We start from the raw sequence: 12,632 nt of genomic DNA on the forward strand, positions 1-12,632 counted from the left end.
CGGCGCGACGGCCGCGCTTCAACGATCCGGGACCCCATGCGCACTCATCGACTCGCCGCCGCTTTGACGGCCACGCTATGCCTGATCGCCTGCACGCCCGGCGCGCAACAGGAAGGCGCTACTCCCGAGGAAACGGCCGCGACTGGCGCCGGTGCGGCCACCGGTATGTCGATGGCGACGCCCACCGCGCCGCAAGCGGTGCCCTTCGCCACGCCCTTGGAGATCGTGCAGCTGCACCTGGCGCAGACCCACGTCATGCCCGAGGCGGGCCTGCAATGGACCCTGGCCAACGCCAAGGAAGAACTGCATGCGGTCGGCAATCGCGAAGCGCTGGTCCTGGTCAAGCTGGCGGCGGACAACGCCGTCAATCCGAGAATCGAAGCCTGGCGCGGCGGCCAGCAGCTGGGCTCGATCGCGCTGAGCGGCGCGACGCCGCCGACCGAAGCCGCGGGCCCGGCCCACCCGTACGGCGCGCTCAGCGCCACGCTGCCGGCGTCCTGGCTGGCACCGGGCCTGCAATTGCGCGCAAGCGCCGACAATTACAGCACCGGCGCGTTCCGCTCGCCGTCGATCGGTGCCGACAGCCCGGTCACCCTGCGCGTGCTGCCCTTCTATCTGTTCGGCGCCAACGAACTCAATTCGATCCCGCTCAGCACCACCGCGGTGCCCAATGCGGCCACGGTCGACGAGCTCTACGCCAAGTGGCCGGTCGCCAGCGTGGTTGCGCAAAACCATCCGGCGCGGCTCGCGCAATGGCCGATCCTGGTGGTCGGGCCCTCCGGCGGCCGGCCGGCCTACGTCGCTCACAACACCAACGAGGAACAAGCCGGGTATGAGTTGATGGGCGCGGTGCTCGACGTGCTGGGCGGCCTGCTCGACGCCAACGGCGAAGGCAATGGTCCGGTGCAGTACTACGCACCCTTGATCATGTTCGATGCCAACCGCGTGTACCGCAGCCCCGGCGGCGGCCTGGGCACGGTCGGCGGAGATACCGGCGTCGGCGATCACAACTACCGCGGGATCTTCGTGCACGAGCAGGGCCACGCCATGGGCCTGCCGCATCAGGACGACGGCTACAAGGGCGGCCGCTATCCGTATCTGGCCGGCAGCCTCAATGGATCGGCCTGGGGCTACGACAGCACGCGCAAGCAGTTCCTGGCGCCGTTCGTGCCGACCACCGCGTCGCGCTACAGCACCTGCCGCGGCGACACCTTCGCCGGCACGCCGCGCCAGCTCGACGCTCAAGGGCGCTGCATCAAGCAAGACCCGATGCAGAGCGGCTCCGGAGACGAGGCGGCCGGCTATCGCTTCGCCACCTTCTCCGACTACAGCACCGCCATGATGCAACGGCATTTCGAGGGCGTCGCGCGCAACGACGATCAGGGTCGGCGCGTGTACGACGGCGGCAGCATCGTCGCCGATGCCGCCTTCGCCGGCGGCTACAAGCGTTGGGACAGCCTGGATCGGCGTTGGGTCAACGTCGACCGGACCACCACCGACAAGGGCCTGTACGGCCTGGACGGCGGGCTGCCGTTGCGGCGCGACGTGCCGGTGCACGCCATCGCGATTTCTTACAGCCTGGCCGGCACGCCGCAGGTCTCGCAGATCTATCCGGTGCTGAGCCACCGCGGCAACCTGCTGCGTACGATCGACCCCACCGATGCGGCGCAGCGCGCCAGCATCGTGCCCAACACCGGTCCGGTCCCCTGGTATTGCCACGCCAGCGGCTGCGACTACAGCCTGCGCCTGACCTACGTCGACGGCAACGTGCGCCACGTATTGCTGCAAGGCGGCTTTCGCTCCTGGTGGGGCCCGATGACGGCGCCGCCCGCGAACGCGAGCAATCCCAAGGACGGCGCGAGCTTCCGCACCTGGGTGATCAATGTTCCCGGCGAAGTGATGCTGCGCAAGATCGAACTGCTCGACACGCCGCGTGCCTGGGAAGGCCTGTCGGCCAACCCGACCGTGCTCGTCTCCCGCGAGCACATCGAATTGGGCGACACGCCGCACGCCACCGGCGGCGTACCGGCCGCGCCAGGCGTGCCCGTCGCGATGCGCGCGCAAACCGCGGGCGCGCGCGGCGACGACGGCGCCTGCACCGAACTGGCGACGATCGCCGCGCCGCGTTCGGCATTGCCGGCGCCGCTGTGCGCCAGCGCGCGGCCGGACGGGGCCGCTCCGCCGCAGCCGCCTCGGTTCGATATGCGCCAGACCCTGCCTCGCATGCTGCGGCGCTGATCTCGCGCGGCGCGCAGGATGCCCGGCCCGGACGGGGTTGGGCGTCCTGCCTATACTGGGGCCGCGCCCCGGCGAGAACCGACGTGACCGCCATTCTGCGCAACAGCCACGCCTGCTACGCCTATCTGATGGTGAGCGATGCCGACGCTTATCGCGCGGACATCGAAGCCCGGGCACCCGGCGTCTGCGGACCGTTAGACGACAAACCCTGGGGCATGCGCGAGTTCGGTCTGCGCACGATCGACGGCCACCGGATCATGATTGGACAGCTTATCGCGCCTCCGGCCTAAGTGTGGCCTCGGTCCGCGGCGATGGCGCTACGAAAGAACGCATCCAGACGCGCACTGCTACCGCGCCCTGCCGCCAACACGGGCGCCGCGGCTTCCATCCGCTGCAGCTGGGTCTCCAGGAAGTCGCTGATCTCGGGCACGCGCGGGCCGTGCTCGACCTCCTTGCTTATGCGCTTCTTCGCCAGCAGGGTATCGATGGCAGCGCGCAGCGCACCGTGCGGCAGCAGGCGGTCCAGTAATGTCTCGAAGGCCATCGGCGGCGGGCCCTCGATCTGCTCGATCCACAGACAGGCCAGCACCGGTCGCAGCACGTAGAGATATTTCTTGGTGCGGATGCGCTCGCCCTGGTGATGGGCACGGAAGGTACCGCGCGCCATTTGGTGATAGTGGTGCCAGGCCGCCAGCGGCGAGTAGTACTCGTCGGCGATCGCCCGTAGCTGGGTCGCCAAGGCCTGGTCCTGCCGATAGACGACCGGCGAGCGCAGCCACTCCAGCAAGGTCGGATTCGATTTCGACAGCAAGCGCAGCGCCTTGCGCAGGTCCCAGCCGCTGACGTCGAGCTCGTCGTCGATCGGCAGTTCGATCACGTCGCGCTGCGGCTCGCCCGGCCCGGTGCGTTCGTTGACGCTGAGGTACCAGTCGCGCCGATGCGCATAGACGAAGCGCGCGTCGTAGTCGCTGTCGGGCGAGGAGAAGCCCCAGCCGCGACTGCCGGATTCGCAAGCGAATACGATGCGCACATCGTGGTCGCGCTCGATGCCGTCCAGCGCGGCGAGCACCGCGGCGCGTTGTTCCGGCGCGATCGGATGGATGTCGGAATCGGGGACGTCGGTCATCGAATTGCGGGCCGCCTGCACTGGCATCAAGCTTAGTCCAGCGGCGACACTTCCGACATCGGACTAGGAATCGAGGACCGCAACGCGTGACCACCGTGATCGAAACGCAACGCCTGACGCTGGACGAACTGGCGCCGCCGGATGCGGACTTCATCGTCGAACTGCTCAACGACCCGGCCTTCCTGGCCAACATCGGCGATCGCGGCGTGCGCGATCACGCCGATGCCTTGCGCTACATCGCCAACGGGCCGGCCGCCAGTTACGCCAAGCACGGCTTCGGCCTGTGGCTGGTGCGCGACAAGGCCAGCGGCGAGCGCCTGGGCCTGAGCGGGCTGCTGCAACGCGACACCCTGCCCGATGCCGACATCGGCTACGCCTTCCTGCCCCAGTACCGCGGCCAGGGCTACGCGGTCGAGGCCTGCACGGCGGTGATCGCGCATGCGCGCGAACCGTTGCGGCTGCCGCGCGTGCTGGCGATCGTCTCGCCGGGCAACGAAGCCTCCACGCGCGTGCTGGAGAAGATCGGCCTGCGCTACCAGCGCCGGACGCGGCTGAGCGAAGACGCAGAAGAACTGCTGCTGTACTCCACCGAGGCCTGAGCGCTCAGCGCGCGACGATGCGCGCGCCCTGCAAACGCGGGCGGCCGTCGACCACGTCGGTCCACACCGCGTAGGCCGTGGCGTCGGACAGGGCCAGCTGCGGGAAACCGGTGGCGCGGCCGCGTCCCTGCAGGCGCGCGAGCTCCAGGCGCTGCGGTTCGCCGGACAGGTCGGCGGCGTAGCGCGCGAGCTGCACGGACTGGCCCTGCGCGTCTTCGCGCAGCCACAGCACCCACACCGCGTCCGCGGCCATGGCGACATCGACGCGGCCCTGCACCTGCGCGCCCTGGTCGAGCACGCGCGGAGCGGCATAGGAATCGCCGGCGTCCTCGCTGCGCGCGAGCTTGAGCGTGGGCGTGTCGCCGGCCGCGGTGTACCAGGCCACCACCGCGCGCGATCCGCGCGCCGCCACCGCCGGGCCGTTGACCGGGCAGGCCGGCATGGTCCAACGGTCGGGATGGACCGTGCGCGCCGCGCCCCAGCCGCCGGGCCCGCGCCGCAGCGCCGCGATGTCGCGCAGCTCCTCGACCGAACGGTCGCGATAAACCAGCAAGGCACCGCGTTCGGTGAGCGCGACATCGGTCTGACAGCAATCGCAGGTCCTGCGGTCCAGTTCGACCTCGTCGCTGCGCCGCAGCTCGGCGTCGACGATCGCGCTGCGCAGGCTCATCGTGCCGCCATGGGCCTCGTGGCCGGCATGCGCGTCGGTGGACGCGGTCGCGTTGTGACGGCCGTCCAGCCAGGCGATGCCGAGGCGATCGTCGGCGGCCGGCCACAGCGACACGAAGCCGTGCTCGGTCGAAGTGCCGTCGTTGTTGACCAGCACGGGCTCGGACCAGGTCGCGCCGTCATCGGCCGAACGCGCCAGGGCGACGTCGTAGGCATAGGGCGCGCTCGCGGACTTGCGCAGCCAATGCGCCCACAAAGCGCCGTCGGCAGTGGCCATGACGTGCGGCGTGTCGGCCCAGTTGACGAACCAGTCGGCGCCGGCGGCGACCTGCACCGGCGCCGACCAGGTCGCACGACCGGCGTCGCGCGACTGCGCCAGCCACAGGCGATGCTCGCCGCCTTGCGATTCGATCCACGACAGCAGCACGCGGCCGTCGGCGCTGGCGACCAAATCGGGCTGCGCGGCGACGGTGTCGATGGGCAACGCCCAGGCGCTGGCGCTCAAACTCACGGCCGGCGCCGATGCGGACGCCTCGGTCGCGGCCGGTGGCGGCGCAGCATTGCGGCCGCAGGCGGTGGCGGCCAGGACCAGAGCGATCGCGAGCGTCGGGCGGAGTGTCATGCCGAAAGGGTAATCCAGGCCGCGGTCGCGATGGCGACCGCGGTGGCGTGGCGATGGGATTGGCCTTCGCTTCACCGCATCCTGCGGGTGAGGAACGACGCGGCGGCGATGGCGCGTCTTCGCCTCAGGCCACGCGCGCGCGTCGCGCGCGGGTCAGGTGCACCAGCAGCAGCGAGATCGCGGCCGGGGTCATGCCCGGGATGCGCTGAGCCTGGCCGACGGTTTGCGGGCGCACACGCTCCAGCTTCTGCTGCACCTCGGCGGACAGGCCGTGCACGCCGGCGTAATCGAAGCCGTCGGGTATCGCGGTGTCTTCGTTGCGCTGCTGGCGCGCGATCTCTTCGCGCTGGCGCTCCAGATAGCCGGCGTACTTCACGCCGATCTCGACCTGCTCGGCCACCGCGGCATCGTCGACGGCGGGACCCAGCGAGGGCACGCCCATCAGTTGCGCGTAGTCCAGCTCGGGACGTTTGATCAGGTCCAGCGCACTGGTCTCGCGAGTGAGCTCGATGCCCAGCGTCTGCGCCACTTCGCGGCCCAGGGCGTTGCCCGGCGCGGCCCAGACCGCGGCCAGGCGCGCGCTCTCGCGCTCGATCGCCTCGCGCTTGCGCGCGAACGCGGCCCAGCGCGCGTCGTCGACCAGGCCCAGTTCGCGGCCGGTTTCGGTGAGGCGCAGGTCGGCATTGTCCTCGCGCAGTTGCAGCCGGTACTCGGCGCGCGAGGTGAACATGCGATAGGGCTCGCTGGTGCCGTGGGTGATCAGGTCGTCGACCAGCACGCCCAGGTAGGCCTGGTCGCGGCGCGGGCTCCAGCCGTCCAGGCCGTGCGCGTGGCGCGCGGCGTTGGCGCCGGCCAGCAGGCCCTGCGCGGCGGCCTCCTCGTAACCGGTGGTGCCGTTGATCTGGCCGGCGAAGTACAGGCCGGCCACCGCCTTGGTCTCCAGCGTGGTCTTGAGGCCGCGCGGATCGAAGTAGTCGTACTCGATCGCGTAGCCGGCGCGGGTGATGTGGGCCCGCTCGAAGCCGCGGATCGAGCGCACCAGCGCCAGCTGCACGTCGAACGGCAGCGAGGTCGAGATGCCGTTGGGGTAGATCTCGGCCACGTCCAGGCCTTCGGGCTCGACGAAGATCTGGTGGCTGGCCTTCTCGGCGAAGCGCACCACCTTGTCCTCGATCGAGGGGCAGTAGCGCGGGCCGGTGCCCTCGATCTGGCCGGTGTACAGCGGCGAGCGGTCGAGCGCGCCGCGGATGAGGTCGTGGGTGCGCTCGGAGGTGTGGGTGATCCAGCACGAGACCTGACGCGGATGGTCGTCGCGACTGCCGAGGAAGGACATCACCGGGCGCGGATCGTCGCCGGGCTGTTCCTCCATCACCGAGTAGTCGAGGCTGCGCCCGTCGATGCGCGGCGGCGTGCCGGTCTTGAGCCGGTCGACCACGAACGGGCCTTCGCGCAGGCGCGCGGCCAGCGCGGTCGCGGGCGGGTCGCCGGCGCGGCCGGCGGCGTAGGTGGTCTGGCCGACATGGACCTTGCCGGCCAGGAAGGTGCCGGCGGTCAGCACCACCGCGCGCGCCTGGAAGCGCAGCCCGGTCTGGGTGAGCACGCCGCTGACGCGGCCGTCGGCAAACTCGATGTCGTCGACTGCGGCCTGGAACAGCGTGAGCTTGGGTTGGGCTTCGACCGCGCGCCGGATGAAACTGCGATACAGGCTGCGATCGGCCTGGCAGCGCGTCGCCCGCACGGCCGGGCCCTTGCTGGCGTTGAGGCGCCGCCACTGGATGCCGGCGGCATCGGCGGCGCGCGCCATGATGCCGCCCAGGGCGTCGATTTCCTTGACCAGATGGCCCTTGCCGATGCCGCCGATGGCGGGGTTGCAGCTCATCGCGCCGACGGTCTCGACCGAATGGGTGAGCAGCAGGGTGCGCGCACCGGCGCGCGCCGAGGCCAGCGCGGCTTCGGTGCCGGCGTGGCCGCCGCCGACCACGATCACATCGTATTGGTAGAAAGAATCGGTCATCGCAGGGTCCGGCGCCGCGGGGCGGCGGGCGGAATTTTAGGGCATGCCGGCGCGCGGCGCCCGGGCATGGAAACTTGGCACGGTTCCTGCGTCATTACTCTTGCACCCAGCGGGGCAGGCGCTAGACGCCGGTCGGAATTGGAACAGGGGCTGGCCAAGCGCTCGCGGGGGAAGCAGGGGGCCGAATGTCGGGGGACATTCGGCCCCTTATTTTTTTGCCGATTCTGATGCGCGCTACGCGCGATCCATCGATCTGAGGCCGGTCTGGCGCGTGTTACGCGCGGGACGCCGAGTCTTGCGCGTCGCCTCGTAGAGGGCGCCGACGCCCGACGGGGACGGAACAGGGGGGATCCGTGATTCCTCGCCGGGCGCCGACATAGTCAGGCTGTCTTACCGACTACGTCCAAATGCGACGCAACCGGTCAATACCCGTAGATTGCGGTCAGTCCGGCCCCGATGCAAGACCCTGGGATGTGACCGGAAACTCGCTTGGCGAAACCCGCGCGCATGGAAGGCCGCGCTTGTGAACGGCCACGCGCCGGAACGACGCGCCTGGCGGCGAGAGGGTCGGTACGGGTCCGCGCGAGGCGGCGCTGCTGCCAGCGCCGCCCGCAGGCCGATTACTGCTCGTGCGTGGCCGGCCGGCTGTCGCGGCTCTCGACCGCGCGGCGGAAGGTCTGCTGCATCGGCGAACCGCTGTCGCGGCGCGGCGGCGGGTTGTTGTAGACCCGCGGCATCGGCTGCGAGGGCACGTGGGTCGGCGGCCGGCCGCCATCGGCGTGCTGGCGGCGGATGCCGTCCAGGTTGCGCCAGGGCGAGCGGTCGTTGTCCGGACGGCCCGGCGGCGGCGGATTGGTCGGCGGCTGGCCCGGATTGACCACCACCGGCGGACGCGGGCGATGCGGGCGGTGATAGCCCGGATAGCCGTAGCCCGGATAACCGGGGTAGTAGCCCGGATAGCCGTAACCGTAGCCCGGGCGGTAGCCGTAGCTGTACGGATACGGATAACCGCCGTAGCGGTAGCCGAAGCGGTAGGCCTCGCCGTACGGGTAATAGCCGCCGTAGGAACCGTAGTAGCGGTATTCGGTGCTCGGCTGACCGTAGTAATAGTCGCCGCGCGCGCCGTCGCGATACACGTAATCGGGATAGCAGCCGGCCAGCAGGACGGCGGCTATGACGGGCAGGATCAGTTTACGAATCATGGCTGGAACCCCCCAGGGTGTGCCGCCAGCTTCTGCCCGAGGCATTGAACTCGGGCTTAACTCGGCGGGTGGCCGGAAACCCCATCCTGACCGGTTCAGGTCCGCGCTACCAGTGTCGCCGCCCCAGCCGACCGACCGCGCAATTGCCGGGCCGGCGCGCCGGTGCCAGCATGCCGGTCCGCGGTGCGCGCAAGGCGCCCCGCTCCCCCGTTCGCGAGCCCCCATGACCCTGCACCGCACCTCCGGCCAATGGCGGCTGGGCCTGTTGCTGACCCTGCTTACCGCGGCCTGCTGGGCGACCTTGCCGATCGCGCTGAAGATCGTGCTGGAGGCGCTGGACCCGATCACCCTGACCTGGTTCCGGTTCCTGGTCGCGGCCGGGGTGACCGGCGCCTGGCTGGGCCTGCGCGGGCGTCTGGGCGGCTACCGCGCCCTGGGCCGGCGCGGCTGGGCCCTGCTGGGGGTGGCCGCGCTGATGCTGGTCGGCAACTACGTGCTGTACCTGCTGGGCGTGCAGTACACCTCGCCGGCCAATGCCCAGTTGCTGATCCAGCTGGCGCCGCTGCTGATGACCCTGGGCGGGATTTGGGTGTTCGGCGAACGCTTCCGCGCCGCCCAGTGGCTGGGCCTGGCCCTGCTACTGATTGGTCTGGGACTGTTCTTCCGCGATCAGCTGGTGCATGCCTGGGCCCAGGAAGCGGCCAGCGCCAGCGCCGCGCACAGCGGCGACTACGTGCTGGGCTCGGCCTTCGTGATCGCCGGCGCGGTGGTGTGGGCGGCGTATGCCTTGCTGCAGAAGCAACTGCTGATGAAGCTGGGCTCGATGCAGATCCTGCTCTTCATCTATGTCGCTGCCAGCGTGCTGCTGCTGCCGTTCGCGCGCCCGGCCACGCTGTTCGCGCTGGACGGCTTCCACTGGGCCATGCTGGCTTACTGCGCGCTCAACACCGTCGGCGCCTACGGCGCCTTCGCCGAGGCGCTGGCGCATTGGGAGGCCTCGCGGGTGTCGGCGATCCTGGCGACCACGCCGTTGCTGTGCATCGTGGCGGTGACCGTGGTGCATGCGTTCTGGCCGCAGATGCTGGCGCCGGAACGGATCTCCAGCCTGGGCTGGGTCGGCGCGGCCCTGGTGGTGGCCGGCTCGGCCGCGGTCAGCCTGCTCGGGCGGCGCGCGCCCGACCGCGAAGACGCATGAACGCCGCCGCCGCGCCGGCATGGAGCGCGGCGGGGCGGGTGCGCTAGTCTCGCGACGATGAGCGAACTTCCCCCGAGTCACACTTCCGCGCCCGCCACCGGCCTGCCCGGTTTCCGCGACGTGCTGGCCGCGGCCGCGCGCATCGCCCCGCACGCCCACACCACGCCGGTGCTGCGCTCGCGTTCGATCGATGTCCTGGCCGGCTGCGAGCTCTACTTCAAGGCCGAGCACCTGCAGCGCATCGGCGCCTTCAAATTCCGCGGCGCCTGCAATGCGGTGTGGTCGCTGTCGGAGGCCGAAGCCGCGCGCGGCGTGGTCACCCATTCCTCCGGCAACCACGGCGCCGCCCTGGCGCTGGCCGCGCGCACCCGCGGCATCGCCTGCCACGTGGTCGTGCCGGAGGGCGCGGTGGCGGCCAAGCTGGCCGCGATCGAAGCCTACGGCGCCACCTTGCACCGTTGCGCGCCGACCATCGAGGCGCGCGAGGCCAAGTGCGCGCAGGTGCAGGCCGAGACCGGCGCCGAACTGGTCCATCCCTACACCGACGCGCGCGTGATCGCCGGCCAAGGCACGGCCGCTTTGGAATTGTTGGCGGCGACGCCCGCGCTGGACGCCCTGATCGCGCCGGTCGGCGGCGGCGGCCTGGCCAGCGGTACCGCGATCGCGAGCGCGGCGGTGTCGCCGGCCACGCGCCTGTTCGTGGCCGAACCGGCCGGCGCGGCCGAGACCGCCGCTTCGCTGCAAGCGGGTAAACGCATTACGCAGTTCATACCGGACACGATCTGCGACGGATTGCGAGGCACGTTGGGCGCGCCTAACTTCGCGCTTTTGCAGCGCTATGCTGTCGAGGCCCTGGTGGTCGACGACGCCGACACCGTGGCCGCGATGCGCTTGTTCCTGCAACGCTCAAAACAAGTGCTGGAACCCTCCGCTGCGGTCGCAATGGCCGCGGTATTCGCTAATCGTTCGCGTTTCGCCGGAAAAAAAGTCGGCGTGATCCTGTCCGGCGGCAACGTCGATCCCGATGCCTTGGCGACTTTGTTCGCGCGCTGAATACATCGGCGGTAGAAAGCGCCGCATCGACGGCGATGCTGCATGTTTTATTTGTGACACCACTATCATTTTTTTGCGTATGCGACTGGCACGCTGAGCTACGCAGCGCACCCCACGGCGTTGATTCACTTACGCCGGTGCGCGACGAGATCCGACCATTTCGTTCAAGCACTGAACAACGTTTAGCCGAAGGGGTGGCTGATGGTGGATGTCGAGTTTCGGGTGGTCGCAGACCGCCGCGACGGGCTGTTGCTGGCCCTGGGCCAGACCGTGATCGCGGCGGGGTTCACCCTGTTGCGTCAGCGCATGGTCAACAGCGAGGAAGGCGTGGTGCTGACCATGGTGGTGCGCGGCCCGGAGAACGGGCTGCTGATGCTCGAAGAGCGTCTGGGCACCCACCACCTGGTCAATAGTTTCGAAGCCTCGCCGGTCGACGCCAGCGTCGCCAACACCGTCAGCGCGCCGGCACCGGCCGCGCCCAAGGCCAACGGCGGATCGACGCCCCGGCCGGCGAGCGCGTCCGACGACGCCGCCACCGCGATGGACACGCGCCGGGTCGAATCCCTGCTGCCGCAGTTGGCGCGCGATTACCCCAACATCTTCATCCAGCTGCTGGCGCTGGAACACGACCTGCCGCCGTCGCAGCGCGAAGCGACCCTGCGCTACGTCGGCCAGCGCGTGGGCACCTGGGTCTACAAGCGCGACTACTCGCTGGGCGGCCACCTCGCCCTGGCCGACGCGGTGCGCCACATCGCCCTGCCGGCGATGCGCCAGCTGGTCCAGGCCGAACTCCACGAGGACACCCTGCGGGTCAAAAACAGTCCCTTCTGCCATCGCGGCGAACATGGCGCTTCCTGCCATTTCCTGCGCGGCATGCTCGGCGGCTTGCTCGGCGGACCCCACGGCACCGAAGGGGTGCGCGTCGTCGAAAGCCATTGTCGCAACACCGGCGCGGAGACTTGCTGCTTCGAGTTCCACGCCTGAGTCAGGCCAACCACCACGGGGGACTACCAATGCCGCACGATCACGCCATTCAATGCATCCACGACCCGCTGCTGGTCGTGCTCTCTTACCTGGTTTCGGTGCTGGGCTCGTTCACCGCCCTGCAGCTCGCGATCGCGATCCCGGCCGCGCGCGGCGCCGCGCGTTGGCGCGCGATCTTCGCCGCCGGCGCGGCGATGGGCGGCGGCGCGATCTGGGCGATGCACTTCATCGCCATGCTGGCCTGCCAGATGCAAATCCCGGTGACCTACGACCTGACCATCACCATCGCTTCGGCGGTGATCGCGATCGTCTCGTGCATGGCCGGCCTGGCGATCGCCAGCGCGGGCGTGTTCGGCTGGGGCAAGCTGGTGATCGCCGGCGTGTTCATGGGCCTGGGCGTGACCGGCATGCACTACAGCGGCATGGCGGCGATGCGCATGCCGGCCGACATCCACTACGACGGCACCCTGGTGTCGGCCTCGGCGGCGATCGCGATCGTGGCTTCGATCGTGGCCCTGTGGCTGGCCTTCAACCTGCGCGGCTGGCTGCAGATGCTGGGCAGCGCGCTGGTGATGGGCGTGGCGGTGTGCGGCATGCACTACACCGGCATGCTCGCGGCCAGTTTCGCGCCCAACGAGGCCGGCGCGGCCGCCCTGGCCGGCGGCATCAGCGGCGCCAACCTGGGCATGGGCATCTTCGCGGTGACCACGCTGCTGCTGGCCACGGTGCTGGTCCTGAGCATGCTGCGTCAGCGTCAGCGCGCGATGGTGCAGATCTGAGCTAGCCCGCCAGCGCCGCGGAATGCGAAGGGCCCGCCGATGCGGGCCCTTCGTTTTGGCGCACCGATGCGGGCCGCCGCCGCGTTCTTCGACCGCGCTCACGCGGCCTGCGCGCGACGCCGGTATCATCGCCGCGTCCCGCGTCCCGATG

Annotated in this window: 11 protein-coding genes; 7 read left to right on the forward strand and 4 right to left on the reverse strand. The window is 70.1% G+C overall.

From position 1 onward, the window contains the following. Positions 1-36 precede the first annotated feature (36 nt). Both BMZ45_RS15310 and BMZ45_RS21720 read left to right on the forward strand, forming a co-directional pair. Positions 37-2,238, forward strand: a complete 2,202-nt coding sequence (locus tag BMZ45_RS15310; protein WP_175489095.1) for a M66 family metalloprotease — start codon at positions 37-39, stop codon at positions 2,236-2,238. Between the two features lie 83 nt (positions 2,239-2,321). Then, positions 2,322-2,528, forward strand: coding sequence for a hypothetical protein (locus BMZ45_RS21720; RefSeq protein WP_175489096.1), 207 nt, complete (start codon positions 2,322-2,324; stop codon positions 2,526-2,528). Here the strand turns inward: BMZ45_RS21720 and BMZ45_RS15320 are convergent. Next, the gene (locus tag BMZ45_RS15320; RefSeq protein ID WP_091637404.1) at positions 2,525-3,364 is read right to left on the reverse strand and encodes a nucleotidyltransferase domain-containing protein; all 840 of its coding nucleotides are present in this window, start codon (positions 3,362-3,364) and stop codon (positions 2,525-2,527) included. The two genes, BMZ45_RS21720 and BMZ45_RS15320, sit on opposite strands and share 4 nt — an antisense overlap. A gap of 86 nt (positions 3,365-3,450) precedes the next feature. Here BMZ45_RS15320 and BMZ45_RS15325 point away from each other — a divergent pair, with 86 nt between their 5' ends. After that, on the forward strand, positions 3,451-3,963 hold the full coding sequence (locus BMZ45_RS15325; protein ID WP_217643214.1) for a GNAT family N-acetyltransferase: 513 nt from the start codon (positions 3,451-3,453) through the stop codon (positions 3,961-3,963). Between the two features lie 4 nt (positions 3,964-3,967). On the opposite strand, the gene BMZ45_RS15330 is transcribed toward BMZ45_RS15325, so the two are convergent. The 3 genes from BMZ45_RS15330 to BMZ45_RS15340 all read right to left on the reverse strand — a co-directional run bounded on the left by BMZ45_RS15330 (position 3,968) and on the right by BMZ45_RS15340 (position 8,470). Further along, positions 3,968-5,254: a sialidase family protein gene (locus tag BMZ45_RS15330; RefSeq protein ID WP_091637405.1), complete on the reverse strand. Its 1,287-nt coding sequence runs from the start codon at positions 5,252-5,254 to the stop codon at positions 3,968-3,970. Positions 5,255-5,378: 124 nt separating this feature from the next. Continuing rightward, on the reverse strand, positions 5,379-7,268 hold the full coding sequence (gene mnmG, locus BMZ45_RS15335; protein ID WP_091637406.1) for a tRNA uridine-5-carboxymethylaminomethyl(34) synthesis enzyme MnmG: 1,890 nt from the start codon (positions 7,266-7,268) through the stop codon (positions 5,379-5,381). A 620-nt stretch (positions 7,269-7,888) separates the two neighbouring features. Further along, positions 7,889-8,470, reverse strand: a complete 582-nt coding sequence (locus BMZ45_RS15340) for a hypothetical protein (protein ID WP_091637407.1) — start codon at positions 8,468-8,470, stop codon at positions 7,889-7,891. Between the two features lie 223 nt (positions 8,471-8,693). On the opposite strand from BMZ45_RS15340, the gene BMZ45_RS15345 reads away from it, so the two are divergent. The 4 genes from BMZ45_RS15345 (at position 8,694) to BMZ45_RS15360 (ending at position 12,481) form a co-directional block, all read left to right on the forward strand. Next, positions 8,694-9,665: a DMT family transporter gene (locus BMZ45_RS15345; RefSeq protein WP_091637408.1), complete on the forward strand. Its 972-nt coding sequence runs from the start codon at positions 8,694-8,696 to the stop codon at positions 9,663-9,665. Between the two features lie 57 nt (positions 9,666-9,722). Beyond that, positions 9,723-10,718 carry a pyridoxal-phosphate dependent enzyme gene (locus BMZ45_RS15350; protein WP_091637409.1) on the forward strand — a complete coding sequence of 332 codons (996 nt, stop codon included), beginning with the start codon at positions 9,723-9,725 and terminating at the stop codon, positions 10,716-10,718. A 201-nt stretch (positions 10,719-10,919) separates the two neighbouring features. Continuing rightward, the gene (locus tag BMZ45_RS15355) at positions 10,920-11,702 is read left to right on the forward strand and encodes a hypothetical protein (RefSeq protein ID WP_091637410.1); all 783 of its coding nucleotides are present in this window, start codon (positions 10,920-10,922) and stop codon (positions 11,700-11,702) included. A gap of 29 nt (positions 11,703-11,731) precedes the next feature. Beyond that, the gene (locus BMZ45_RS15360; RefSeq protein WP_091637411.1) at positions 11,732-12,481 is read left to right on the forward strand and encodes an MHYT domain-containing protein; all 750 of its coding nucleotides are present in this window, start codon (positions 11,732-11,734) and stop codon (positions 12,479-12,481) included. Positions 12,482-12,632 lie beyond the last annotated feature (151 nt).

Source organism: Lysobacter sp. cf310 (assembly GCF_900114355.1).
Lineage (GTDB): Bacteria > Pseudomonadota > Gammaproteobacteria > Xanthomonadales > Xanthomonadaceae > Lysobacter.